The sequence below is a fragment of the Streptomyces armeniacus genome (assembly GCF_003355155.1).
GTDB classification, from domain to species: domain Bacteria; phylum Actinomycetota; class Actinomycetes; order Streptomycetales; family Streptomycetaceae; genus Streptomyces; species Streptomyces armeniacus.
The window spans coordinates 1,979,421-2,005,003 of record NZ_CP031320.1; the positions used below are offsets into that span (position 1 = coordinate 1,979,421).

The following is a 25,583-nucleotide window of genomic DNA, read 5'->3' on the forward strand; positions in this document are numbered from 1 at the left end:
GGCCTGTCCCCCGTGAGAGCTACACACAGGTGCCCCCGGACTGGTGACGATTCCGCTCCGCCCGATCCGTAGCGTTCGGCGGACCGCGGCGCTCCGGCCGCGGAACCTGGCGGAGGAGTCTTGATGAGGCTGGTATGGCAGCTCTTGGCCGTTGCGGCGGTCGCTTTCGTGGGCGGCCAGGGTGTCGCCGCGGTGGAGGGGAACCCGTGGGTCACGTTCGCGCTCGGCGTCCCCACGGCCGTGCTGTCGGTGCTCGTCTACGCCTGGGTGGTGGGGCGGACCGAGCACCGCCCGGTCACGGAACTGGCCCGGGACGGCGCCGAGTCCGCGCTCGGCCGGGGCGCGCTCATCGGCGCCGGCGGGTTCGGTTTCGTCATCGCGAACATCGCCTTCCTCGGGGACTACGAAGTCGACGGCCTCGGCTCACCGTCGGGCGCGGTGGGGCTGCTCGGCTTCATGGCGGCCGCCGCCGTGACGGAGGAACTGCTGTACCGCGGCGTGCTGTTCCGGATCATCGAGGGATGGACCGGCACGTGGATCGCGCTGTCCCTGACCGGCACGCTGTTCGGCATGTCCCACCTCCTCAACCCGAACGCCAGCCTGTGGGGCGCCATCGCCATCGCGATCGAGGCCGGCGGCATGCTCGGCGCCGCGTACGTCGCCACCCGCAGCCTGTGGCTGCCGATCGGCCTGCACTTCGGCTGGAACTTCGCCGCGGGCGGCATCTTCAGCACCGAGGTCTCCGGCAACGAGACCCCGGAGGGCCTGCTGGAGTCCACCACCTCGGGCCCGGCAGCGGTCACCGGCGGCGACTTCGGCCCGGAAGGCAGCCTGTACTCGGTGCTGTTCGGCCTGCTGGCGACGGTCGGGTTCATGTGGCTGGCCCGCAGGCGCGGTTACGTGGTGCCCCGCCGCCGCGCCGACCGTGTGGACGCCACGACTAAGATTCCCCAGTGAGCACTCTTCGCCGGATTCCGGAGCTGTGGCAGCGGATCCCGGTCCTGTGGCGCCGGTTCGACACCGCCGTCGGGTACGCCGTCGCGCTGGTGCTCTCCGTAGGCTCGCTGCTGCCCGTGTTCCAGAGCCAGGGGACGATGCTCGGCGGCGTACCGCACCGCCCCTTCGACGCGCTGGCCATCGCGGCCGTCGCCCTCCAAGGGCTCCCGATCGCCGTGTGCCGGCGGTGGCCGGTCATCTGCCTCGTCCTGGTGTCGGCCGGCTTCGCCGTCGACCAGCTCCGCGGCTACCACTCGTTCGCGGGCACCGCGCTGCCCATCGCACTGGTCGCGGTGGGGGCCAAGCTGGAACGGCACCGGCGCCTTACCGCGCTCCTGCTCACCGTGGCGTACGTGCCCCTGGTGGCCGCGCTCCTGCACCTCGGTTCGGGCGAGTCCGCGGGCGGGTTCGTCACGTTCTATCTGGCGACGTGCCTCGCGTGGGGCATCGGCACGTGGCTGCGCTCCAACCGGGCCGCCGAGGCCGACCGCCGCCGCCGCGTCGCCGAGGACACCCGTACGGCCGAACGCGCCCGCATCGCCCGCGAGTTGCACGACGTCGTGACCCACCACGTGACGGCGATGGTCGTACAGGCCGAAGCGGCCCGCTATCTGACCGCCGCGCCCGACCGCCTCGACCAGACCCTGACCACGGTCACCGACACCGGCCGGCGCGCCATCACCGACCTGCGGCACCTGCTCGACCTGCTCAACCCCGACTACGGCAGCGAGGACAGGACGCCTTCCATCGGCCGGCTGCACACGCTCGTGGAGCAGACGCGCCGGGCCGGGCAGCAGGTGGAGTTCACCGAGGAGGGCACACCGGCGGAGTCGACGGGCAGCGCCGACCTCGTGGCGTACCGGGTCGTACAGGAATCCCTGACGAACGCGCTCAAGTACGCACACGGCAGCCGCACTTCGGTCCTGGTGCGGCACGGCGTACGGGAGATCACCGTCGAGGTCAGCACGGACGGTTCCGGCGCGCGGGCCGGTTCCCCCGGCGGGAGCGGGCGCGGCCTCGCCGGGCTCCGCGAACGCGTACACGTCCTGGGCGGCGACTTCAGCGCGGGCCGGCGTACGGGCGGCGGCTTCGTCGTACACGCGCGCATCCCCGGGAGGAGCCTGTCGTGACCGCGCCGACCCGGGTCCTCGTCTGCGACGACCAAGTGCTGGTCCGCACCGGGCTGGTGACGATCATCGACGCCCAGCCCGACCTCGAGGTGGCGGGCGAGTGCGGCGACGGGCAGGCCGCCGTCGACCTCGCCGGCCGGCTGCACCCGGACGTCGTGGTGATGGACGTACGCATGCCGGTGCTCGACGGCATCGAGGCCACCCGCCTGCTGGCCGGCGCCGGGGTGGAGCATCCCGTCAAGGTGCTCGTCGTGACGACGTTCAACCTGGACGAGTACGTCTACCAGGCGCTGCGCGCGGGAGCGAGCGGGTTCCTGCTCAAGGACGCGCCGCCCGCCCAACTGCTGCACGGCATCCGCACGGTGGCCATGGGCGCGGCACTGCTCGACCCCGAGGTGACGCGCCAGCTCGTGGGCAGATACGCCGCCCGCATCCGGCCCACCGAGGACTCCCCGGACGACATCCCCCTCACCCCTCGCGAACTGGAGGTCCTCCGCCTCATCGCGGACGGCCGCTCCAACAGCGAGATCGCCGCGACACTCTGGATCAGCCAGGAGACCGTCAAGACCTTCGTGTCCCGCATCCTCAGCAAGCTCGAACTACGCGACCGCGTCCAGGCCGTCGTCTACGCCTACCGCCAGGGCCTGGTCACCTGACGTAGCGGCACGGCCGCCCGACACCACACCACACGTAAGCCCACCGCGTAAGCGGCACGGCACCCGTGTGCCCGAAACCGCGCCGTCACGGCGAATCCCCATGCGCGAAATCCCTTTTCGCGCCTGTCAATTACCCCTGTAGGAGGACACATCATGAACCGCAAGACCCGGACTTCCGCCGTACTCGCGCTGTGCTGCACCGTGGCCGGCGCGGGACTCGTCGGCTGCGAGGATTCGTCCTCGGACTCCGACGCGAAACCCTCCACCTCCGCCACCGCGCAGAAGGGCGAGGGGGCCCTTCCGGACGGGGCCCAGAAGCTCGACGTCGGCGGCAGCTCGGTGAACGTGTCCTGCTCGGGCCCCGCGGCCGACGGCGCGCCGGTCGTCGTCCTGATGCACGGGGGAGGCGACAGCGTGAAGAAGATGGCCGGTTTCCAGAAGACCCTGAGCAAGAAGAACCGGGTCTGCTCGTACGACCGCCTCGGCGCGGGCGCCAGCGACAAGCCCGCCGGGCCCCAGACCGTCGAGAGCAGCGGCAAGGTGCTCACCGCCGTACTCGAGCAGGTCGCCGCCGACGCCCCGGTCGTCCTGGCGGGGCACTCCCTGGGCGGGCTGCTCGCCGCCCGGTACGCCCCCGACCACCAGGACAAGGTCAAGGGCCTGGTCCTGATGGACGCCACCTCCCCGACCCAGAGCGCCGACGTCACCCGCGAGGTCCCCGAAACCGCCACCGGTCCGGCGGGCGACCTGCGGAAGCAGTTCCTCGCGATCGCCGCGGGGAACAACCCGGAGAAGCTTGTGATCAAGGACGGCGAGGTCCGTTCGGCCGGGGACATTCCGGTGGAGGTGATCCAGCACGGGGAGAAGTACCTGGAGGCCGTGCCCGAGCACGGACCGGGTCTGGAGCGGGCGTGGTCCGAAGGCCAGCGGAAGTGGCTCGCGATCTCCAGCCGCAGCAAGCTGAGCACGGCGGCGAAGAGCGGCCACCACATCTATCTGGACCGGCCTGACGTCGCGGCGAAGGCCACGCAGCGAGTCGTGGCCCGCGCCACGGCCTGACGCCGTCAAGCCCGTCCGGCGTTTGAGGACGGACCGGGGTGGCCACGGCCGGTAGCGGGTCGCTGTGCGGGGCTCGGCGTACGGGCGTCATTTCAGGCCCGTCCGGCGTTTGAGGACGGACCGGGGCGGCCACCGCCGGTAGCAGGTCACTGTGCTGGGCCCGGCACACGCGCATCGTGGCCGGGGGCCGTCCTCAAGCGCCGGACGGGCTGGGGGTGGCGGGTCACCGTGCTGGGCCCGACGCACGCACATCGTGGCCGGGGCCGCCCAGACCGTGGGGGTACGGGACGACCACGGGGCGGCCCGTTCGAGTCGACCGGCGAGGCGGAACAGACGGTCTTCCCGACCTTAGCCCGCGGCGAACTGCATGCCGATCGGAAGCCCCGTACCCGCGTCGGCCGTCACCGGTACGGACATGGCGGGCGTGCCCGCCACGTTGCCCGGCGGGTGGGCGTCCAGACGATCGCCGAACGGGCCGAGACCACCAAGATGGCGATCTACCGGCACTTCGAGACGAAGGACGCGCTCGTCGCGGAGTGGCTGCGGATCCTCGCCGCCGACTACCAGGCGGCCTTCGACCGGGTCGAGGCCGAACACCCCGGGCGGCCACGGGAGCAGATCCTGGGCCTGGCCCGCTTCATCGCCGGGGGGCTGCCGGAGATCTCACACCGGGGCTGCCCGTTCATCAACTCCCTCGCCGAACTGCCCGACCCCGCCCATCCCGCACGGCAGGTGATCGAGGAGCACAAGGCGCTCCAGACCCGCCGGCTGGTCGGCATGTGCGCCGCGGCCGGGCTGCCGGACCCGGAGCAGGCCGCGGCGGAGATCACGTTCGTACTGGAGGGCGCGCAGGTCAGCAACCAGAACGGAAGCATCGACCGGGCGGGGGACCGGCTGCTGAGGATCGTCGAGGGCATCGTGGACCGGCAACGTCCGTGACCGGCGCCGTCGTGGACCGGCAACGTCCCTGAACGGCGCCGTCGTTGACCGGCAACGTCCCTGAACGGCGCCGTCGTTGACCGGGAATGGCCGCCGGGTCAGATCACCCGGAAGAGGTCGGCGGCGGCGTGGACGTCGGTGAAGTCCTCGACGGAGCGGAGGTTGTCGCACAGCGCGTCCAGGACCGAGCCGGCCTCGGCCGCGGGCGGGGCGCCGATGGCCACGCCGAAGACGCGGAAGCCCAGCCGGTGTTTGGCCTCCTGCCAGCCGCGCATCCACTTCTCGGTGACGTCGCACTCGTCGTCCGTGAGCATCACGATGTCTCCGCGCGTGCGGGCGGCGTCGTTGAACTCCTCCTCCAGCAGTTCGGCGGCAGCGGTCAGGGGTGTCTGGTAGCTGGTGCCGCCGCCGAGGAAGGTCTCCGCGAAGTCCAGGGTCCGGGCGATCCCGGCGGGCTGCCCGGCCGGAAAGCGGAAGACCTGGATCTTGCCGGCGGCGGAGAACAGGATGCCGACGAAGTCGCGTTCGGCGTGGCGGGCCTGGTCCAGCAGCGCCAGGGCGCACCCCTTGGCCCACGCCTCCCGGCTGACCCCGCCGGGCCCCTCCGTGTACATGGAGTGCGAGGTGTCCACGCACGCGATGACGGCGCCCTGGCCGGTGGTCTGCTCGCCCTGGCTGTCGTAGAGCATCAGCTCCCCGGCGGCGTAGCGCGCGGCGAACACCGCGCGCAGTTCGGGCAGTCCGAGGTTGGCCAGCTCGGAGGGGATCACGCGGGACAGGTCGTCGCCGAGCGTGACGTCGACCAGTTCCCCGGTCGCGTTCTCCACCTTACGGGCGCGCTCGCCGCTGGCCATCTGCCGGAAGCGGCCGATCAGTTCGGCCCACTGCGCGAGCCGGCCGGTGCGCAGCCGTTCAGCGAGCCGGGCGCGCTCGTCGAACGCCATCCGCTCCAGCTCGCCGGCGCCGACGCCCCACGCCCGCATCAGCGCGGCCTCCTCCCGCGCGCCCTTGGCGGCCTTCGCCGCCGCGCTCCGCGCCCCCGCCGCCACGCCGGGGGCCGCCGCCGCGAGGGCCTGCGCGGCGCCCTCGGCGGCTTGGCGTGCGGCGGCTTCGGCGGCCTCCGCGGTCTCGACCGCCCGCTGTACGGCGTCCGCCGCCGGGGCCGGTACGGTGCCCGCCTCGTCGGCCCCGGCGGCGGCCTGCTGGAGCGCCTCGCCCACGGCGGTCGCGGCGCCTTCGGCGCCGTGCCTGGCCTGCTTCGCCTGCTCGGCCCGTTCCCGGGCGTCCCGTGAGTGGTCCAGCATCCGGCGCAGCGCGGGGGCCTGGGCGAGTACGGCCATGGCGGCGGCGTACGGGTCGCCTGCCGTCTCCCGGCGCAGCTCGGCGAACTCGGGCGACTCCACCAGCGAGCTGACGACCTGGTGGTTGAACAGCCGCGAGTGGTCCATCTCCCCGGGCTCGCGCAGCCGGAGGGCGACCTTGTACGCGGCCAGGAACGCGTCGGCCAGCAGGTCGTCGGTCGGCCGGCCGCCGGTCGGGCCGCCGTCCGCCCCGGGCCCGGTCCTCGTCCCGGCCCCGGCCCCGGGCCCGGTCCCGTACCGCCCGCTCAACTCCTCGGCCAGCTCGCGCAGTCCGGCCGACTGCGCGTACGTGTCGCGCCACGCAATCTGCTCGAACCGGTCCGCGACCACGGCCGCGGTGTGCCGCCCGGAGGCGGCGGCGGACATGCCGAGCCACTTGCCGGTGCGGTTCGCCAGCTCGTTGAGCGTGCTCGGTGTCCCGTCCACGGTCCCGCTCCCTCCGGAGTTCAGGGCTGGGCCTGCACCATGCTCGCGTCCACGCCGAGTGCCTCGGTGAGCACGCGGGCGCGTACGGCGCGCTGGCGGCCGGTGACCCGGTCGATGGCGGCGGTGGAGCGGCCCGCGGCCGCCGCCTCCTCGCGCAGCTTCTCCAGCCGCTTGCCCGCCATGGCGAGCTTGTTGTGCGCCTTCTTGATGACCCACTCGCTCAGCGCCTCGCGGGACTGCCCGGCCATGGCGTCGAGTTGGGCCTCCAGCTCCGCGAGGGTGTCGGCCAGATCGAGCGCCTCCTTGACGTCGGGGTTGACCAGGTGCAGCACCTCGCGTTCGACGGTGGGGCGCTGAGCCGGGGAGTCCCACAGCACGTGCGTCAGCATCGACAGGTCGGACTCGGCGACCGCCGGGCGGCCGTCGAGGTACGCGGACGCCTGGAGCAGGCCCACGGACTGGCGCCAGCGGCGGTCGGAGGCGACGAGTTCCTTGCGGCGCAGGGCGGCCCGCAGCGTGCACACGGCGTCCACGATCACGTCGGGTACGTCGACGGCCGGGACGGCCTCTGTCACGGCGTGCCGCAGCGCGGCCAGTTCGACGGTGGTACGCGCCGGTGCCGCAGGGCGGCTGACGGCGGAACGGACCAGCTGGGCGAAGTTCGAGGGGTCAGTCAGGTAACCGACCTCGATCCGCACCAGCAGCCGGTCGTAGATGGCGGCCGAATCCTCCCCGCTGGGCAGCTCGTTGCTCGCGGTGATGGCGCCGATGAGGGGGCAGCGGATCGGCTCGCCGCCGCTCTCGGGGTGGTAGATCCGCTCGTTGAGGAAGCCCAGCGTCTCGTTCAGTGCCGCCGTGGAGCACTTGAAAATCTCGTCGATGAACGCGACGTGCGCGGTCGTGGCCCGGCCCTCGTAGACCTGCCGGTACTCGCCCCGAGCCAGCGCCGCGACGTCGACGGGACCGAACATCCTTGTCGGCGCGGTGAACTTGGACAGGAGGATCTCCCAGTACGACGCCCCCTCGACCCGGCCCGTGAGCTCCCGCGCCATCTCGGACTTCGCCGTTCCGGGCGGGCCCAGCACCAGCGAGTGCTGTCCCGCCAGCAGCGTCACCACCAGCGTCCGCACCACGTCGGCCCGTTCATGGAACCGGTCCGACAGCTCGTCGCAGATGGCCCGCAGCCTCCGGGCCGTGTCCTCCGCGTCCTGTGCGCCCATATCCCACCCCTTGCCCGCGCCGCCCTGCCGGGCCGGCGAGACGACCCTGTGCCCGAGCAACATAACGCGGAGTCCGGAAGGCCCCGCGGGCCCCCTGCACGTCGCCGGCCGGCGTGGGAGGCGTACGCGTCAGCGCGGGGTGAGGACGCAGAACTCGTTGCCCTCGGGGTCGGCGAGGACCGTCCACGGCACGTCGCCCTGACCGAGGTCGAGGTCGGCGGCGCCGAGTGCCCGCAGCCGGTCGACCTCCGCCGCCTGGTCGTCGCCGGGGTAGGGCCGCAGATCGAGATGGATGCGGTTCTTCACGGTCTTGGCGTCGGGAGTGCGGACGAACTCCAGATACGGGCCGACGCCCTTGGCGGAGCGCAGCAGCGCCTGCTCGTCCGTCACCTCGTGCACGGTCCAGTCCGTCGCCTCGCCCCAGAACCGGGCCATGGCCCGCGGATCCGCGCAGTCGACCACCACCGCGGCCATCGGCCCGGTGTCCCGGTAGACGGACCGGGGCTCCAGCACGCAGAGTTCGTTGCCCTCCGGGTCGGCGAGGACCGTCCACGGCACGTCGCCCTGGCCCACGTCGGCGGGTGTCGCACCGAGCTCCCGCAGGCGCGCGACCAGCTCCGCCTGATGGGCGGCCGAGGTGGTGGCGAGGTCGATGTGCACGCGGTTCTTCACCGTCTTGGGTTCCGGGACGGCGAGGACGTCGATGCAGACGGCGACCGGATCGGGGTAGACGAAGCCCTCCGGCTCGAGGTTGGTCACGCCGGGTCCCTCGCTGTCGGTGCCCCAGCCGAGGACCTCCGCCCAGAACCGGCCGAGGGCCGAGTCGTCCCGTGCGTTCATCGCAATCTGAACAAGCCGCGTCGCCATGCCGGCGATTCTATGCCCGCACGGATCAGTCCTCGCCGGTGCCGGCCGATTCGTAGAAGCCCCGGATGTGCCGGGTGACGAGGGCGGCTGCCTTCTCGCCCTGGCCGGCCTCGACGGCGGCGAGGATCGCGCGGTGCTCCGAGGTGAGGGTGGCCACGGTGGCGTCCCAGTCCCGTACGCGGCCGAAGGCGGCGATCATCTCGCTCTTCACCGCGTCGCGGAGCGCCTGCATGAGGTCGGCGGCAAGGGCGTTGCGCGAGGCGCGGGCGAGCCGGATGTGGAACTCGGCGTCGAGCTCGTGGAAGCGCTCGTGGTCCATGCCGGGCTCGGCCATGGCGCGGGTCAGGGCGTGCAGTTGCGCCAGGTCGTCGGTGCCGGCCTCGGCCGCGGCGCGCGTCACGGCCAGCCGCTCCAGTTCGATCCGTACGTCCACGAGGTCGCCCAGGCGGAACTGCGACAGCGCCATGTGCAGCCGCAGTAGATTGCCCAGCGCGTCGGTGGACCGGCCGGCGACGGTGGAGCCCGCGTCCCGGCCGGAGCCCACGTGGGCGTCGACGATGCCCATGGACTCCAGCACGCGCAGCGCCTCGCGGACGCTGTTGCGGCTGACGCCGAGCGCCTCGACGAGGTCGCGTTCACTGGGCAGCCTGTCGCCCACGCGGAGCCGGCCGTCGAGGATCTTCTCCTGGATCTGGGTCAGCACCTGCTCGTGCGTGCGTACGCGCCTGACGGTCCGCCATTCCGTCTCGCTGCTCAAATCCGCCTCATCGGTTCCTCGTTGGTTCCGCTTCGCTGTGGTCCGACCACGCTAGCACCGCGGCCGGGGGAGGGCTCAGCCGCAGGTCGTCCGGGCCGAGCGGGGCGAAGTACGCGTCGACCGCCTCCGGTGTCACCTCGGTGAGGCTGGCGGGCGACCAGCGGGGCGACCGGTCCTTGTCGATCACCGCGGCGCGGATGCCCTCGGGGAGGTCCGGCCCTTCGAGGAAGCGGCAGCTCAGCCGGTAGTCCTGGACGAGGCACTCCGCGACGGTCGCCATGGACCGTGCCTCGCGCAGGGCGCGCAGGGTGACCTCCACCGCCGTCGGCGAGCCGCTGAGCAGGGCTTCCGCCGCGGCGGCGGCCGCGGGCTCGGGGCGGGCGCGGAGCCGGCCGAGGATCTCCGCGGCGCTGTCGGCGGCGTAGCACGCGTCGATCCAGGAACGGTCGTCGGCAAGGTCGGCCGCCCCCGCCGGAGGTGCCTCCGCCATGGCGGCGACCACGTCCGCGGCCTTCGGCCCGTACGGGCGCAGCGCCTCGGTCAGGGCCGGCAGGCGCTCCGCGGGGACGTAGTGGTCGGCGAGGCCGCAGACGAGGGCGTCGCGGGCGCCGATGCGCCCGGCGGTGAGCGCGAGGTGCGTGCCCAGTTCGCCGGGTGCCCGCGCGAGCAGCAGCGAGCCGGCCACGTCGGGCGCCAGCCCGATGGCGACCTCGGGCATGGCCAGTACGGACCGCTCGGTGACGACACGGACCGAGGCGTGGCCGGTCAGCCCGATGCCGCCGCCCATGGTGATCCCGTCCATCAGCCCGACGACGGGCAGCGGGTACGAGGCGATCAGCGCGTCCAGCGCGTACTCCTCGCGCCACAGCCGCCGCGCGATCCCGTGGTCCGTACGGGCGGACTCGTGGACGACGGTGATGTCGCCGCCGGCGCAGAACCCCCGCTCGCCGGCGCCGTCGAGCACGATCACCTCGACGTCCGGGTCGTCGAGCCAGCCGGTCAGGGCGGAGTGGATGCCGCGGATCATCTCGAGGTTCAACGCGTTGAGGGCGCGCGGGCGGTTGAGCGTGACGCGCCCGACCCGGCCCTCGCGGCGGCACAGCACCTGCGTGGTTTCCATGAGCGCCAGTCTCCCTGTTCCGAGAAAGCCCGTGACAGACCATTGTCCGTGAGGAAGACCACATCTATGGTCCTACCACATGCACGGAATACAGTACCGGTGGGAGTGGTGATGACGGCAGTGCGCGGAGAGACCGTTGCCGAACCGATCCGGGTGATGCTCGCCAAGATCGGTCTCGACGGCCACGACCGGGGCGTGAAGGTGGTGGCGCGCACGCTGCGCGACGCCGGCATGGAGGTCATCTACACCGGACTGCACCGCCGGCCGGAGCAGGTGGTCGAGGCGGCGGTGCAGGAGGACGTGGACGTCCTCGGCATCAGCCTCCTGTCCGGGGCCCACATGTCCATCTTCACCCGGCTGTTCGAGCTGCTCGCCGAGCTCGACGAGCCGCACCGCTTCGCGATCGTCGCCGGCGGCGTGATGCCCGACGAGGACGAGGCCGAGCTGCGGAAGATCGGCGTGGCCGGGGTGCTCGGCCAGGACTCCACACCCGAGTCGATCGTCGCCGAGATCCGCTCCCTGGCGGGGAGGTGACGTGGTGACGGTGAACCCCTCGGAGGCGAACCACGCGGAGGCCGGCCCCACGGAGGCGGACTCGCCCATGGAGCAGTGGACCTGGCCACCGCGGTACGACGAGACCTACCGCCCGCCCGAAGGGCAGACGCACTGGTTCCCGCGCCGCGAGACCATGCCGGCCGAGCAGCGCGACGAGCTGATCGCGGCACGCATCCGCGAGGTCATGGCGTACGCCTGGGACAACGCCCCCTTCTACCGCCGCAAGTGGGACGAGGCCGGGATCCACCCGTCCTCCGTCCGCACTCTCGCGGACTTCGAGAAGGTCCCGGTCGTGCGCAAGGAGGAACTGCGCGCGGACCAGGCCGCCAACGAGCCCTTCGGCAGCTATCTCTGCGTACCCCCTGACCAGGTCAAGCACATCAACGGAACGTCCGGCACCACCGGCCGCCCCACCGCCTTCGGCATCGCCGAGCGCGACTGGCGCAGCGTCGCCAACGCGCACGCCCGGGTGATGTGGGCGATGGGCATACGCCCCTCCGACACCGTGCTGGTGGCCTCACCGCTCAGCCTCTACTGGGGCTCGTGGGGCGCCTACACGGGCGCGGAGCGCCTCGGCGCCCGGGTGTTCCCGTTCGGCGCGGGCACCCCGGGGCAGTCGGCCCGTACGGTGCGCTGGATACGGCAGATGGGCGTGTCCGTCTTCTACGGCACCCCGTCCTACGCGCTCCGCCTCGCCGAGGTCGCCGAGGACGAGGGGATCGACCCGGCCTCGCTCGGCCTGCGCGCGATGTTCTTCTCCGGCGAGCCGGGCGCGAGCATCCCGACCATCCGCGCCCGTATCACCGGCCTGTTCCAGGCCGAGGTGTACGACTCCGGCAGCATGGCGGAGGTCGCCCCCTGGATGCACCTGGGCGCGGCGGCGAACGAGCCCGGCGTGCTGTGCTGGCAGGACCTCGTCTACACGGAGGTCTGCGATCCGGCCGGTCACCGGCGGGTGCCGTACGGCGCCGAGGGCACCCCCGTCTACACGACGCTGGAGCGCACCAGCCAGCCGATGATCCGGCTCCTCTCCAACGACGTGACCCGGTGGGAGGCGCCGTCGGCGGAGCGGGGGCGCACGTATCCGTTCCTGCCGCGCGGCATCTACGGCCGGCTCGACGACATGTTCACGGTGCGCGGCGAGAACGTACAGCCCAGCGCGATCGACGACATCGTCATGGCGGCCCCCGGGTACGGCGGCGAGCACCGCATCGTGATCAGCCGCGAGACGGCGATGGACACCCTGGTGGTGCAGGTCGAGTACGACCCGCGGCACCCGGAGGCGGCGCTGCCCGACTGGGCCGCGCACATCTCGGACCGGCTGCGCACCGTACTGGGCGTGGGCGCGCGGGTCGTGCCCGTGCGGCAGCACACCTTCGACCGCACCGAGTTCAAGGCGCGCCGCGTCATCGACAACCGCGAACTGCTGCGGCGCATCTCCGCCGAGCCGCTGCCCGGGAGCGCCCGGTGACGGCCGCCGAACCGCTCGCCGAACGCGTACTCCGCGGCGAACAGGGCGCGGTGGCACGGGTGTTGAGCCAGGTGGAGCGGCGGGCACCCGGTACGGACGCGGTGCTGGCCGAGTTGCACCGCGCGGCCGGGCGGGCGCACGTCATCGGCGTCACCGGGCCGCCGGGCAGCGGCAAGAGCACCCTCGTGTCCGCGATGACGGCGCACTACCGGCGGGCCGGACGCACGGTGGGCATCATCGCCGTCGACCCGTCGAGCGTGTTCACCGGCGGGGCGATCCTGGGCGACCGGATCCGGATGTCCGAACTGGCCGGCGACCCCGGCGTCTTCATCCGCTCCCTCGCCACCCGCGGCGCGCTCGGCGGTCTCGCCCGCGCCGCACTCGACGCGGTCACCGTGCTGGACGCGGCCGGCCGGGACGTCGTCGTACTGGAGACGGTCGGGGTGGGCCAGGCCGAGGTGGACGTCGTCAGCGGCGCGCAGTCGGTGGCCGTGGTGAGCGTGCCGGGGCTCGGCGACGGCATCCAGGCCATCAAGGCCGGGCTGCTGGAGATCGCCGACGTGCACGTCGTCAACAAGTCCGACCGTGAAGGGGCTCACCGCACCGTCTCCGAGCTGCGCGAGGTGCTGCGGCTGAGCCGCCGGAGCGCGGGCCAGTGGAACGTGCCCATCGAGCAGACCGTCGCCGACCGGGGTGAGGGCGTGCCCGCTCTCGTCGGCCGCTTCGACGAGCACCTGCGCTGGATGGAGCACCACGGCGAACGCGAGCGGCGCGCCCGCCAGGCAGCGGCCACCCGTATCCGCTGGGCGGCCGAGGAGCTCGTACGGGAGCGGCTGCGCCCCGGCAGCCCCCTCTTCGACGCGGCCGTGGACGAGGTCGCGGCCAAGCGCGACGACCCGGCGGCGGCGGCGCGACGGCTGATCGGACAGCTGTGACGGGACGGCCGGCCGCCCGGGACGACGAACCGGCGGGGACGCGGAAACCGGCCGGCGGCAAGGACGAGAACAGGATGCGAGGAGCACGACGTGGCTGACGACAACAGCGCCTCCCCACACCAGGACGCACACCAGGACGGCACCCGGCTCGCCACCGACGCGCTGGTACGGGCGGTGACCGGCGAACTCGCCGACTGGGAGCGCCGCGAGCTGGCCGCCTTCACCGCGCGCAGGCCCGAGTCGAAGGAGCGGTACGTCTCCGGCAGCGGCCTCCCGGTCAAGCGCGTATACACGCCCGCCGACCTGCCGGCCGACTGGTCCGACATCGGCCTGCCAGGCCGCTACCCGTACACCCGCGGCCCGTACCCCACGATGTACCGGGGCCGTACGTGGACCATGCGGCAGATCGCCGGATTCGGGCAGGCCGAGGAGACCAACGAGCGCTTCCGCTACCTCATCGGCCAGGGCCAGACCGGCCTGTCCGTCGACTTCGACATGCCCACCCTGATGGGCCTGGACAGCGACGACCCGATGAGCCTCGGCGAGGTCGGCCGCGAGGGCGTCGCCGTCGACGTACTGCCGGACATGGAGGCGCTGTTCGACGGCATCGACCTCGAGGACATCAGCGTCTCGATGACCATCAACCCTTCGGCGTGGATCCTGCTGGCCATGTACGTGGCGGTCGCCGAGCAGCGCGGATACGACCTCGACAAGCTGTCCGGCACCATCCAGAACGACATACTCAAGGAGTACGTCGCGCAGAAGGAGTGGATCTTCCCGGTCCGCCCGAGCATGCGCATCGTGCGCGACACCATCGTCTACTGCTCGCAGCACATGGCCCGCTACAACCCCGTGAACATCAGCGGCTACCACATCAGCGAGGCCGGGGCGAACGCGCAGCAGGAGATCGCCTTCACCATGGCCATCACCAAGGCGTACGTGGCGGACGTGGTCGCGGCCGGCGTCGACGTGGACGATTTCGCCTCCCGGCTGTCGTTCTTCTTCGTCAGCCAGGCGGACCTCTTCGAGGAGGTCGCCAAGTTCCGTGCCGTACGCCGCTACTACGCCCGCATGATGCGCGAGGACTTCGGCGCCCGGAACCCGCAGTCCATGCGGCTGCGCTTCCACGCGCAGACTGCCGCGGCCACCCTCACCAAGCCGCAGCCCATGAACAACATCATCCGCACCGCCCTGCAGGCCCTCTCCGCGGTCCTCGGCGGCGCCCAGTCCCTGCACACCAACGGGCTGGACGAGGCGTACACCATCCCCAGCGAGCAGGCCATGAAGATCGCCCTGCGCACCCAGCAGATCCTCGCCGACGAAACCGGCGTGACGAGCGTCATCGACCCGCTCGGGGGCTCGTACTACCTGGAGAACCTCACCGGTGAACTGGAGCGCGGCATCGGGGAGTACCTCGCCAGGATCGAGGAGATGGGCGGCGTGGAGGCCGCCATCGAGCAGGGCTTCTTCCAGCGCGAGATCTCCGACACCGCCTACGACTTCGCCCGCCGCAAGGCGAGCGGGGACCGCCCGGTGATCGGCGTGAACAAGTACGTCGACGGGGGAGAGGCCGAGAAGATCGAGACGCACCAGCTCGACCCCGCCTCCGAGGCCCGGCAGATCGCCCGCCTCAAGCGCGTCCGCGCGGACCGCGACCCGGAGCGTGCCGAGGCGGCACTGCGGCGGCTGCTCGCCGTCGCGCGGGACGACGGCGCGAACCTGATGCCCGCCACCATCGAGGCGGTCAAGGCGCACCTGTCCATGGGCGAGATCACCGGCGCGCTGCGCGGTGTCTTCGGCACGTACACCGAGACCCCGGTGTTCTGACCGCCCCTCAACTCATCCGTACCGGCGACCGATTCGTCTCGGCGACCCATCCGTACCGGCGCCCTTCCTCAGCGTGGAGGAACTGGGAGGTTCCCATGTACGAGCAAGTGACCGACCCCATCGGCTCAAGTCTCGGCTGGTCCGCGCTGGTTGCGGCGCTGCCGCTGCTCGCGCTGTTCACCCTGCTCGGCGTGGTCCGCGTACGCGCCTGGCTGGCGGCCCTCACCGGCCTCGCGCTGGCGCTCGCCGTGGCGGTCGCCGCGTACGGGATGCCGGCGGGGCAGGCGGTCAACGCGGCGGCGGAGGGGGCCGCGTTCGGGCTCTTCCCGGCGATGTGGATCGTGGTCAACGCCATCTGGATCTACCAGATGACGGTGACCTCGGGGCACTTCGACGTCCTGCGCCGCGCCTTCGCCAGGGTCAGCGACGATCGGCGGGTGCAGGGCATCATCATCGCCTTCTCCTTCGGCGCGCTACTGGAGGCGCTGGCCGGGTTCGGCACGCCCGTCGCGATCTGCTCGGTGATGCTCATCGCGATCGGGCTGAGCCCGCTGAAGGCGGCCACCGTCGCCCTCATCGCCAACACCGCGCCGGTGGCGTACGGCGCCGTCGGCCTCCCGGTGATCACCCTGGCCCGGGTGACCGGACTGCCGATGGACGACCTCAGCGCGATGACGGGCCGTCAGGTGCCGCTGCTCGCCGTGTTCGTGCCGCTGGTGCTGCTCGTCGTCCTCGACGGCCGCCGCGGCCTGCGGGAGGCGTGGCCGGCGGCGCTGGTGTGCGGGGTGACGTTCGCCGCGGTGCAGTACCTCATGGCCAACTACGGGCCGCTGGAGCTGACGGACGTGGCGGCGGCGCTGGTTTCGGCGGCCGCCGTACTCCTGCTCATGCGGGTCTGGCGGCCCGCGGCGGGCCCGTCGGACGGTGCGGTGGACGACCCCGCGGACCCCGCGGACGGTGCGGCGGGAAGCGAGGCGGCCGACGGCTCGGGAGGCGCGCCGGTCCCCGTGACGCCCGACGGCCGCGAGGGCGCCGCCCCTTCGGGCACCGGTACGGCGGTCCGCGCGCCGGAGGCGCCACAACCGGCGGACACCCGCACCGAGATGCTGCGCGCCTTCGCCCCGTACATCGTGATCATCGCGCTGTTCTCGGTCGTCTCCATACCTGCCGTCGCGGAGGCGCTCGGCAGAACCACCGTGTTCTTCGACTGGCCGGGCCTGCACGTCACGTCACCGGACGGGGAGCCGCTCGGGCTCGTCCAGTTCAAGCTCGACTGGCTCGTCGGCGGCGGCACGGTGCTGCTCCTCGCCGGCGTGATCACGGCCGCGACGCTCCGCGTACGGCCACGGCAGGCGCTCGCGGCGTACGGGCGCACGCTGCACCAGCTGCGCACGGCCGCGGTGACGGTGACGGCGGTGCTCGCGCTCGCGTACGTCATGAACGCGTCCGGGCAGACCGGCACGATGGGCGCTTTCCTCGCCGACACCGGAGGCCTGTTCCCGGTGCTGTCGCCGCTGCTCGGCTGGTTCGGCACCGCGGTCACCGGGTCGGACACCTCGTCCAACTCCCTGTTCGGCGCGCTCCAGGTGAGCGCGGCCGAGGGCGCCGGGCACTCACCGGTCCTGACCGCCGCCGCGAACACCTCGGGCGGCGTGCTCGGCAAGATGATCAGCCCGCAGAACCTCGCCATCGGGGCGAGCGCCGTCGGCCTCGCGGGCCGGGAAGGCGAACTGTTCCGCCGGGTGCTGGCGGCCACGGCCGTCTTCGTCCCGTTCATGTGCCTGCTGGTCTACCTGCAGTCCACACCCCTGCTGTCCTGGATGGTGCCATGATCACCAACGGCCCGAACGGCCCGACACCGCCCCTCGCCCGCCTGACCGCCTGCGGCGACGTGGAGGAGGCCAACGCCGCCGTCGGCGCGGCGATCTCCACCGGCTCGATGGCCACCGAACACGCCACGGTCCTGGGCGAGGTCCAGCGTGACCTCCTCGACCTCGCCGCCGCCCTCGCGGGCCCCGCCGACCCCCCCGATCCCGCCGATCCCGCCGCCCTCACCGGCCCCGCGGAGCGGGACGCGCAGCGGCGACTGGCAGCGGCCCTCGCCCACTACGCCCCGCCCGAGCCGCCCCCGCCCGGCAGCCACGTCCTGGCCGGCGGCAGCGACGCCGCGGGGCTGCTGCGCCTGGCCCGCGCGGTCACGCGGCGCGCGGAGCGTTCCGTACGGGTGCTGGCGGACGCGCAACCCGGCCGCGTACCGGCGTGGGCCGCGGACTACCTCGGCGGCCTGGCCGCGCTGCTGCCCGCGGTCGCGCAGCGGATCGAGCGGGAGGACACCCGGATGTGGGCGATGGGCGCGTGCGGGGACCGGCCATCCTCCGAGGGAACCGCTTGACATGGCGCCGGCGAACGAAGAGCCCGAGACGGCCGGCTGGACGAGGTTCCGCCGATGCGGCGACGCAATTCTCGACAGCGGCCCGAGGGCGATGACGTCGTCGACCACTCCCGGATCAGTCGGAACAGCCGTCTGCCCCGGTCTTCGTCGGCTCTCCCGAACCCGTGCTCGCTCTGCCACCCGCATGGCCTTGCGGCCCTCCGCCGCCCGGGCCATCACCCGGGCGGTGCGTCACATCGCACATGCAGGGCGCCGTGGGCAAGGCGGGACTTTGACGACAGGGCCTGGATACACGAGGCAGGGACGGTCGGGCCGCTGTGCGGCGACCCCGTGCCCGTGATCATTCTGGACGGGTTGCCGCCAGGCTCGACGCCCAGCACCTCACGGTTGCCGTCCGCCGGATCGCGCGTGTGGACGAACCGCAGTCGAGTAACCGATGAGGCCCGGTGCACGGTGGAGAGCCCCGAGCCTGCCGGGCAGTCCGGTCCACCGCACTTCTTCGACGAGCGCGCATGCCGGTCAAGTCGTACCTTCCGAAGAGGAATCGCTCATCGTCTCGCCGGACGCACCAGCGTGTGCCGGCCAGCTGACACGGACGGCGCACACGTGTGCGGCAGTTCGGCTCCGCGACCAGTGCATCCGGTCCCGGCCGCCCGCGAGAAGGACGAGGAGCGACAGCAGCCGACGAACGTGGAGGACTCAGATGCACCCAGCTGGGGCAGTCTCCCTCAGCTCGGCTGCCCGGCGGCCCGGCTCCGGCCGCGCCCGAGGTGCTCCGACGGCGGCGATCGACGAAGACGTACGCGGCGCCGTGGAACGCACCCTTGCGGAGATCATGGCGGAGAGGGTCGAGCAGGTGGCGGCCGTCGATTGCCGCTTCGCGCGCGATGTCGGCGAACGCGTCGCGCGCTTCACAGGCAGCGGCGGCAAGCGCATGCGCGCGCAGTTCGTCTGGTGGGCGATGCGCGCCTGCGGGGGCGGAACAGCGGAGGCGAACGCCGCGCTGCGTATCGCCGCGGCGCTCGAGCTCATCCAGACTTGCGCACTCGTCCACGACGACGTGATGGACGGCTCTCCCCGCCGCCGAGGTGGGCCCTCGTTCCACGCCCAGCTCGAATCGCAGTACGCCGCATCCGCGGCCACGAGTCCGCAAGGCAGCCCCTTCGCGGCATCCGCAGCGATTCTTGCCGGGGACCTGGCGCTGGTCTGGGCGGACGACGTCCTGACCGATACGGAATTCCCCTCGGGGGCACGAAGCCGTGTCCTGCACATCTGGCGCGCCATGCGTACGGAGATGATCGCCGGCCAGTACTTGGATCTGCACGGCCAGATGACGGGGTCCGCGTCGGCGGCCCTGGCGATTCGCACGGTCACGCTCAAAACCGCGCTGTACTCCGTCGAACGTCCCCTCGCCATCGGCGCCGCGCTTGCCGGCTCCGATGCCAGGACGGCCCGGGCCCTGTCCGCCGCGGGCCGGTGCGCCGGGATCGCTTTCCAACTGCGTGACGATCTGGAGGGAGTCTTCGGCGACTCGCTGCAGACGGGGAAGCCCTCAGGGGACGACGTAAGAGCCGGGAAACCCACGTTCCTCGTGACCGTCGCCAGGGCCAGAGCCGAGGCTCGCGGGGACCTGCGGAGTCTCTCAGTGCTCGACGGTGCGCTGGGCGATCCCGGCCTCTCGCACGACGGTCTGGAACGGGTGCGGGAGGTGCTCACGGGAACAGGCGCCCGGAGCGCGGTCGAGGACAAGATCGAACGAATGACCGCACGGAGCACGCGTCACCTCAGGGCAGCCGCTCTCGGCGGCTTCGCTGGCCAGGCGCTGAACCGGCTGCTGACCTCGGTGGCTTCCACGGTCCCGCGTCCGCCCGCGCCGAAGGCATGGTCAGCACGACGACCCGGACCGTACGGCCTGTGGGAGGAATCGCCGTCCCCGGACGGTGTCATTGGCGGTGCGGACCGATGAGGACCGTGCGGGGACGTACGGACCATGTCGTCGTGGTCGGGGCGGGCCTCGCGGGCCTGTCGGCGGCGCTGCACCTCCTGGGGGCCGGACGCCGGGTCACCGTCGTCGAACGTGACACCACGCCGGGCGGCCGTGCCGGCCGTATCGAACGGGACGGGTACCGGTTCGACACCGGCCCGACCGTACTGACCATGCCCGACCTGGCCGACGACGCCTTTTCCGCCGTTGGTGAGACGCTTGCCGGCCGAGTGGAGCTGACGCCCCTGCATCCGGCGTACCGGGCCCAGTACGCCGACGGCAGCGCACTGGACGTCCACACAGGCGCGGACGCCATGGAAGCTGCGATCGAACGCTTCGCGGGCGCGCGTGAAGCGCTCGGCTACCGGCGGCTGCGCGCCTGGCTCCGGGAGCTCTACGACGCCCAGATGCGGCGCTTCATCGACACGAACTTCGATTCGCCGCTCCAGTTGCTCCGCCCGGACCTCGCGCGGCTCGCGGCGGCCGGAGGCTTCGGCCGTCTCGAATCCCGGATCGGTCACTTCCTCCAGGACGAAAGGCTTCGCCGCGTCTTCTCCTTCCAGGCGCTCTACGCGGGGGTGCAGCCGTCGAGGGCGCTGGCAGCGTACGCCGTGATCGCCTACATGGACACCGTCGCCGGTGTCTACTTCCCGGCGGGGGGCATGCACGCCCTGCCGCGCGCCATGGCTGACGCGGCCACGGACGCGGGCGCCGTCTTCCGCTACGGACACGCTGTCACGTGCCTGGAGCGGTCCGGCGAAAGGATCACCGCCGTGGTCACCGAGCACGAGCGCATCGCCTGCGACGCCGTGGTCGTGACCCCGGACCTGTCCGTGACCTACGGCCTGCTGGGCCGTAGACCAAAGCGTCCGCTGGGCCTGCGGCACTCGCCGTCCGCGGTGGTGCTGCACCTCGGCACCCGCCGGACCTGGCCGCAACTGGCGCATCACACCATCTCGTTCGGCGCGGAGTGGAAAGGGACATTCCGGGAACTCACGCGCAGCGGTCGTTTGATGTCCGACCCCTCGTTGCTCATCACCCGGCCCACGGCCACGGACCCGGGGCTCGCGCCGCCACGACGGCACGTCCACTACGTGCTCGCGCCCTGTCCCAACACCTCTGTCGGCCCCGGCAGTCACGGGTGGCGGGACCTCGGGCCCCGGTATCGGCTGAGCCTGCTCAGCGAGCTCGAACGCCGTGGACTCGAGGGCATCGAGGCGTCCATCGAGGAGGAGTGCCTGATCACGCCTGCCGACTGGGCCCGGCAAGGACACGCCGCGGGTACCCCGTTCTCCGTTGCCCATACGGTCGCTCAGACGGGCCCGTTCCGGCCGCGCAACCTCGTGCGCGGTACCGAGAACGCCGTCATCGCCGGATGCGGCACGACGCCAGGTGTCGGCGTGCCCACCGTCCTGATGTCGGGAAAGCTCGCCGCGGCCCGCGTCACAGGAGCCCACCGGGCCGCACCGCACCGCACGGCGCCGAGCCGGCCGCAGGGCGGAATCGCATGACCTCCCGCGAACTCGACGCCGCCGGCATCACGGAACCAGGACTGCGAGCGGCCTACACGCACTGCCGTCGGCTCAACGCCCGGCACGGCAGAACGTACTTTCTCGCTACCCGGCTGCTCCCGGTCGAGCGGCGCCCCGCTGTCCACGCACTCTACGGGTTCGCGCGCTGGGCGGACGACATCGTCGACGACCCCGGCGGTCAGTCGGCCACCGCGGAACGCGCCGACCGGCTGCGTGCGCTGGCCGAACGGCTCGCGAGTGGACTGCGGCGTGGACACAGTCCCGAGCCGGTGGTCCACGCCCTCGCCGACACCGCGGAACGCTACGGCATCGCCCACCGTCATTTCGCCGACTTTCTCGGCTCCATGCGGGCCGACCTGCATGTGACGGACTACGCGACCATGGACGAGCTGCACGGCTACATGTACGGTTCGGCGGCGGTGATCGGCCTTGAGATGCTGCCCGTGCTGGGTACGGTCGTCCCGCGCGCGGAAGCCGCCCCGCACGCGGCCGCCCTCGGTGTGGCGTTCCAGCTCACCAACTTCCTCCGCGACGTCGGCGAAGACCTCGATCGGGGGCGCGTCTACCTGCCCGCTGACCTGCTGGCCGCGCACGGTGTTGACCGCGGGCTGCTGCAGTGGAGCCGGGCGGAGGGGAAGCGCGACCCGCGCATCACCGAGGCGCTCAAGGAGGCGGCCGGCATGACCAGCAACGTGTACCGCGAGGCCGCCCCCGGGCTGCGGATGCTGGACCCGGCCTCCAGGCCCTGCGTCCGCACCGCCTTTGTTCTCTACGGCGGCATTCTGCGGGCGATCGCCGACGACGGCTACGCGAGCCTGCACCGCCGCGCGGTCGTTCCACCGCTGCGACGCGCCGCCGTCGCGCTCGACGGCCTGGCCCGTGTCGCGGCCGCCAGGCTGGCGTCGGCCCGTCGAAGGGCGGGACGCCAACGTCACAAGGCGTTCGCCGCGACCGCGGGGGAGAGCGCCGCGTGAGCCCGTCGCCCGGCCCGCGCCGCGGACGCGACCCGCTGCGGCTGCTGCATGGCCGTACCGCCTGGGAGCGTCAGCGTCCCACCTGGCGCGAAGCCCGGCCGGCTCTCCTCGATGCGGCGCTCAAGCGGGCGCAGGCACGCCCGTCCGGCAACTGGTACGTGCTCGGTGACACCCGGGCGATCACACGGCACACTTCGCTCGGCCGGACGATCGCCGGCGTCGAAGTGGTCGCCTGGCGTGACGCGGCGGGACACCTGGTCGCAGGCCCTGGCGCCTGCCCTCACCTGGGCGCGCCCCTCGCCAGGAGTCCCGTCCGGTGCGGAAGGCTGATCTGCCACTGGCACGGTCTCGCCCTGGAGGGACGCCCGTTCGCCGGCTGGGAACCCCTTCCTTCGTACGACGACGGCGTTCTGGCCTGGGTACGACTGGACGCGGCGGGGCGCGAGCAGCCGCTGGAGCGTCCCGTCCTGCCGGTCCGGCCGCGGCTGGACGCCTCGGTCACCGCCGTCTACACCGGAGCCGGCGGTTGCGAGCCGGAGGACATCGTGGCCAACCGGCTCGACCCCTGGCATGGTGCGTGGCTCCACCCGTACTCGTTCGTGGATCTCGCCGTCCGCGATACGCCACGGTGGCCCGCCGAGGACGCCGGGACAGCCGGGGACGACGCGTTGGCAGTCGACGTCTCGTTCAGGGTCGCAGGACGGGTCGTCGTGCCTGTCTCCGCGGTCTTCTTCGCGCCGGAGCCCCGTACGGTCGTCATGCGGATCACCGACGGCGAAGGCGCCGGGTCGGTGGTCGAGACGCACGCCGTCCCGCTCGGGCCGGCCGGGGACGGACACCCGCGCACGGCGGTGATCGAGGCGGTGATCGCCTGCTCGGGCCGCCGTCGCTTCGCGGCGGCGCGAACTGCCGCACCGTTGCTGCGCCCGCTGGTGAGGGCCGCCGCCGGGCGGCTGTGGCGGGACGATCTCGCCTATGCGGAACGCCGGTGGGAGCTCCGCAGCAGTGGTCGGTTCCCCGGCTGACCCGGCGTCACCGATGCCCCGTCGGCGGGTGGGAGGACCGGGCAGGGCGTCCCGGCCGCCGGGTCAGGACACGCCGAGCCGGGCCAGAGCCCGCAGCCCCACCGAGCGGCCTCGGCGGGGCACGGTCCAAAGCGGCTCCCCCCGCAGCCCCCAGCGTGCCAGGAGGACGTTCGCCGCGAGGAACCCGCTGGTCGCCGCCCGCTCCATCAACGCCACGGGGAGGCCCGTACGCACCATGTCGCCGGCGACCGTCACCGAGGGGCAGGACGTCCGTACGAGCGGCCGGTCCCAGTAGCCTCCGACAGGGAAGTGTGGACAGTCCTCGCGCCACACGTGCCGCTGGTCCAGCACCTCGGCGTTGCGGGTCTCCGGGTACACGCGGTGCAGCTGGCTGAGCAACCGTCCCTGTACGGCGTCCCGTGCGGCGCCCGGGGTGACGGCGTAGGCGTGCAGCTCGACCACCGATCCGCCGGTTCGGAGCGCCCAACGGTTCGCCTCGCCTTCCCACCGGTCGAGCACACTCACGTTGTCCAGATCTCCGTAGCCGCTGGTGCCCAGGAAGCCGGGCCGCTCCCGCGCGACCGGGGCGCCCAGCCAGTACCGGGACACCAGGAACGGCGGCGCGGTGCGCAGCCGGGCGATGCGCCCGCGCCATGGTTCGTCAGCCAGTCCGGGCGAGGCGGCGACCAGCTCCTTCAACCCCGCGGTGTCCAGTGCCAGCACTGCCGCGTCGTGACGGACCGTGCCGTCCGCGGCCGTCACGTCCACGCCGCCGTGCGCGGCGGGCCGTACAGCCGCCACCGTCGTGCCCGTACGGATGCGCACGCCATGACTGGCGAGGTAGTCGCCGAACGGTTCCCACAACGCCTGCGGAAACGGCTCACGCGGCACTTCGAACAACAGGCCCTCGCTGGAACCCAGGAAGTAGATGTGGAACATCAACGCCAGCTCCGCGGCCGACAGTTCATGCGGATCCACGAAGAAACTGCGGGAGAAGACCTCGAAGGCCAGATGGTGCGCGGCCACGGGAAACCGGATCCGTGCCAGGAAGTCGGCCGCGCTGAGCCTGTCGAGCCGTTCGTAGACCCCGGGCACGCGCACGTCCAGCAACGGCAGCGCGGCACGCGCCTCCAGCCGCGAGAGATCGCGCCACGCGAAAGCGTCGCTTCGCGTGACGAAACCCAGCGCGTTCAGGGGCGGGGTACGCGGGATCCGGGCGAAGCTGTCGAACATGCCGCCGCTGTGCAGCAGCGGGTAGTCGGGCAGGGCAGTGAGCATGTGCAGCCCGCGGTCCACACGTCGCAGCAGCGCGCGCAGGTTGTAGTACTGACGGAAGAAGGCGTGGAAGCCGCGGCTCATCGTGGCCACGGCACCGTCCGTCAACTCCGCGGGCCAGCCCGCCAGTCGGCCGCCCAGCCTCTCGGCCCGCTCGTACAGCGTGACCGCGACCCGGCGTTCCGCGAGTGCGGTGGCGGCGGCGACGCCCGCGATGCCACCGCCGACCACGGCGACGTGCGGCCCGGCTCCGGTGACGTGCTCACCGCCCGGCCCGGCGGGGATGAGACACGCGCTGCCGTCCCGGCCGGGGCGGTGATCCGTTTTCCCGGCCCTCACCGCGTAGCTCCGCCGGACACGGGCAGGTGTGCCACGAAGGTGTGGGCGATCCCGGTCTGCCAGCCGGGCAGGGGCAGAACGCGCACTCCGGCGAACCCGGCGTGTGTCATCCGCGCCGCGAACGCGCCAGCCGTGTCGAAGTCGACGACGCTGCGCCACAGGTGCTCGTACAGTGGCCCGTCCCCCGAGCACCGGGCGACCGGTACCAGAAGCCCTCTGCATACCGCCGTCCACAACGCACGATGTGCCGGTCGCCCGCTGAGCGCGTACTCGTGCACCACGACACGGCCACGCGGCGCGAGAAGGTCGCGCACGCGGCGCAGCACCGCGTCCGGATCCGTGACGTTCCGGAAGAGATACGAGGCGAACACGGCGTCGTACGGCCCTGTCACACCCGCCCCGGCGAGCCCTTCCGCGGTGGCGTGGACGAAGGAGACCGCCGGCGGCCAGGTCTTGGCCGCAGCCTTGGCCAGCATGCCCGCTGAGGCGTCCACCGCCGTGATCCCGGCGTACGGTGCAGCGGTGAGCAGCGCGCGGGTCGAGGCTCCGGTACCGCATCCGAGATCGAGGAGCCGGGCACCGCGACCGCCGTCACGAAGCCCGAGGCGCCTGGCGGAGCGCCGGAGTTGGCCGTGGTATCCGGGGTTGCCCGCGACCATGAGGTCGTATGAGGCCGCGGCATGCTCGAACGCGGCCGTCAGATCCGTGTCACGCAGCAGTGGCACAAGGCTCCTCGTACGGTT

The 25,583-nt window shown here is 72.5% G+C and carries 21 protein-coding genes and 2 pseudogenes; 15 read left to right on the forward strand and 8 right to left on the reverse strand.

The annotated features are described in order from the left end of the window. Nucleotides 1–123: 123 nt before the first annotated feature. The 4 genes from DVA86_RS08685 (at nucleotide 124) to DVA86_RS08700 (ending at nucleotide 3,841) form a co-directional block, all read left to right on the forward strand. Nucleotides 124–957 carry a CPBP family intramembrane glutamic endopeptidase gene (locus tag DVA86_RS08685; RefSeq protein WP_208877116.1) on the forward strand — a complete coding sequence of 278 codons (834 nt, stop codon included), beginning with the start codon at nucleotides 124–126 and terminating at the stop codon, nucleotides 955–957. Next, nucleotides 954–2,126: a sensor histidine kinase gene (locus DVA86_RS08690; protein WP_208877121.1), complete on the forward strand. Its 1,173-nt coding sequence runs from the start codon at nucleotides 954–956 to the stop codon at nucleotides 2,124–2,126. The genes DVA86_RS08685 and DVA86_RS08690 overlap by 4 nt, the downstream gene beginning before the upstream one ends. Next, nucleotides 2,123–2,782, forward strand: a complete 660-nt coding sequence (locus DVA86_RS08695) for a response regulator (protein WP_208877122.1) — start codon at nucleotides 2,123–2,125, stop codon at nucleotides 2,780–2,782. The genes DVA86_RS08690 and DVA86_RS08695 overlap by 4 nt, the downstream gene beginning before the upstream one ends. A 153-nt stretch (nucleotides 2,783–2,935) precedes the next feature. After that, nucleotides 2,936–3,841: an alpha/beta fold hydrolase gene (locus DVA86_RS08700; protein ID WP_208877124.1), complete on the forward strand. Its 906-nt coding sequence runs from the start codon at nucleotides 2,936–2,938 to the stop codon at nucleotides 3,839–3,841. Between the two features lie 264 nt (nucleotides 3,842–4,105). Here DVA86_RS08700 and DVA86_RS35235 read toward each other — a convergent pair. Continuing rightward, a pseudogene (locus tag DVA86_RS35235) lies at nucleotides 4,106–4,285 on the reverse strand (amidase family protein); the annotation flags it as partial. Here DVA86_RS35235 and DVA86_RS08705 point away from each other — a divergent pair. Next, nucleotides 4,283–4,780 (forward strand): annotated as a pseudogene (locus tag DVA86_RS08705) (TetR/AcrR family transcriptional regulator); the annotation flags it as partial. The pseudogenes DVA86_RS35235 and DVA86_RS08705 sit on opposite strands and share 3 nt — an antisense overlap. 98 nt (nucleotides 4,781–4,878) lie before the next feature. Here DVA86_RS08705 and DVA86_RS08710 read toward each other — a convergent pair. From DVA86_RS08710 to DVA86_RS08730, 5 genes are all read right to left on the reverse strand, one after another. Continuing rightward, complete coding sequence (locus DVA86_RS08710) at nucleotides 4,879–6,567, reverse strand: VWA domain-containing protein (RefSeq protein WP_208877125.1); 1,689 nt, start codon at nucleotides 6,565–6,567, stop codon at nucleotides 4,879–4,881. Between the two features lie 20 nt (nucleotides 6,568–6,587). Further along, complete coding sequence (locus DVA86_RS08715; RefSeq protein WP_208877126.1) at nucleotides 6,588–7,787, reverse strand: AAA family ATPase; 1,200 nt, start codon at nucleotides 7,785–7,787, stop codon at nucleotides 6,588–6,590. A gap of 129 nt (nucleotides 7,788–7,916) precedes the next feature. Then, on the reverse strand, nucleotides 7,917–8,654 hold the full coding sequence (locus DVA86_RS08720) for a VOC family protein (protein WP_208877128.1): 738 nt from the start codon (nucleotides 8,652–8,654) through the stop codon (nucleotides 7,917–7,919). A 25-nt stretch (nucleotides 8,655–8,679) separates the two neighbouring features. Then, nucleotides 8,680–9,411, reverse strand: a complete 732-nt coding sequence (locus DVA86_RS08725; protein ID WP_245996426.1) for a FadR/GntR family transcriptional regulator — start codon at nucleotides 9,409–9,411, stop codon at nucleotides 8,680–8,682. A gap of 7 nt (nucleotides 9,412–9,418) precedes the next feature. Further along, on the reverse strand, nucleotides 9,419–10,531 hold the full coding sequence (locus tag DVA86_RS08730) for an enoyl-CoA hydratase/isomerase family protein (RefSeq protein ID WP_208877130.1): 1,113 nt from the start codon (nucleotides 10,529–10,531) through the stop codon (nucleotides 9,419–9,421). A gap of 111 nt (nucleotides 10,532–10,642) precedes the next feature. Between DVA86_RS08730 and DVA86_RS08735 the strand changes: the two genes are divergently transcribed. From DVA86_RS08735 to DVA86_RS08780, 10 genes are all read left to right on the forward strand, one after another. Next, nucleotides 10,643–11,065: a cobalamin B12-binding domain-containing protein gene (locus DVA86_RS08735; RefSeq protein WP_208877140.1), complete on the forward strand. Its 423-nt coding sequence runs from the start codon at nucleotides 10,643–10,645 to the stop codon at nucleotides 11,063–11,065. A 1-nt stretch (nucleotide 11,066) separates the two neighbouring features. Beyond that, nucleotides 11,067–12,557: a phenylacetate--CoA ligase family protein gene (locus DVA86_RS08740; protein WP_245996431.1), complete on the forward strand. Its 1,491-nt coding sequence runs from the start codon at nucleotides 11,067–11,069 to the stop codon at nucleotides 12,555–12,557. Further along, on the forward strand, nucleotides 12,554–13,492 hold the full coding sequence (gene meaB / locus DVA86_RS08745) for a methylmalonyl Co-A mutase-associated GTPase MeaB (protein WP_208877142.1): 939 nt from the start codon (nucleotides 12,554–12,556) through the stop codon (nucleotides 13,490–13,492). Before DVA86_RS08740 ends, meaB begins: the two co-directional genes overlap by 4 nt. 210 nt (nucleotides 13,493–13,702) lie before the next feature. After that, complete coding sequence (locus DVA86_RS08750) at nucleotides 13,703–15,319, forward strand: methylmalonyl-CoA mutase family protein (RefSeq protein WP_245997567.1); 1,617 nt, start codon at nucleotides 13,703–13,705, stop codon at nucleotides 15,317–15,319. Nucleotides 15,320–15,414: 95 nt separating this feature from the next. Beyond that, the gene (locus DVA86_RS08755) at nucleotides 15,415–17,151 is read left to right on the forward strand and encodes an L-lactate permease (protein WP_208877146.1); all 1,737 of its coding nucleotides are present in this window, start codon (nucleotides 15,415–15,417) and stop codon (nucleotides 17,149–17,151) included. After that, complete coding sequence (locus DVA86_RS08760; RefSeq protein WP_208877148.1) at nucleotides 17,148–17,711, forward strand: ATP:cob(I)alamin adenosyltransferase; 564 nt, start codon at nucleotides 17,148–17,150, stop codon at nucleotides 17,709–17,711. Before DVA86_RS08755 ends, DVA86_RS08760 begins: the two co-directional genes overlap by 4 nt. A 703-nt stretch (nucleotides 17,712–18,414) precedes the next feature. Beyond that, nucleotides 18,415–19,677, forward strand: coding sequence for a polyprenyl synthetase family protein (locus DVA86_RS08765; RefSeq protein WP_208877150.1), 1,263 nt, complete (start codon nucleotides 18,415–18,417; stop codon nucleotides 19,675–19,677). Beyond that, a complete protein-coding gene (locus DVA86_RS08770; RefSeq protein WP_208877152.1) occupies nucleotides 19,674–21,206 on the forward strand; it encodes a phytoene desaturase in 1,533 nt (510 codons plus the stop codon). The genes DVA86_RS08765 and DVA86_RS08770 overlap by 4 nt, the downstream gene beginning before the upstream one ends. Further along, on the forward strand, nucleotides 21,203–22,201 hold the full coding sequence (locus tag DVA86_RS08775; RefSeq protein WP_208877153.1) for a phytoene/squalene synthase family protein: 999 nt from the start codon (nucleotides 21,203–21,205) through the stop codon (nucleotides 22,199–22,201). The genes DVA86_RS08770 and DVA86_RS08775 overlap by 4 nt, the downstream gene beginning before the upstream one ends. Beyond that, on the forward strand, nucleotides 22,198–23,226 hold the full coding sequence (locus DVA86_RS08780) for a DUF5914 domain-containing protein (protein ID WP_208877155.1): 1,029 nt from the start codon (nucleotides 22,198–22,200) through the stop codon (nucleotides 23,224–23,226). Before DVA86_RS08775 ends, DVA86_RS08780 begins: the two co-directional genes overlap by 4 nt. A gap of 63 nt (nucleotides 23,227–23,289) precedes the next feature. Here the strand turns inward: DVA86_RS08780 and DVA86_RS08785 are convergent, their stop codons facing one another. Together DVA86_RS08785 and DVA86_RS08790 are read right to left on the reverse strand one after the other, a co-directional pair. After that, nucleotides 23,290–24,840: an FAD-dependent oxidoreductase gene (locus DVA86_RS08785; RefSeq protein WP_208877157.1), complete on the reverse strand. Its 1,551-nt coding sequence runs from the start codon at nucleotides 24,838–24,840 to the stop codon at nucleotides 23,290–23,292. Beyond that, nucleotides 24,837–25,565, reverse strand: coding sequence for a methyltransferase (locus DVA86_RS08790; RefSeq protein ID WP_208877158.1), 729 nt, complete (start codon nucleotides 25,563–25,565; stop codon nucleotides 24,837–24,839). Before DVA86_RS08790 ends, DVA86_RS08785 begins: the two co-directional genes overlap by 4 nt. Nucleotides 25,566–25,583 lie beyond the last annotated feature (18 nt).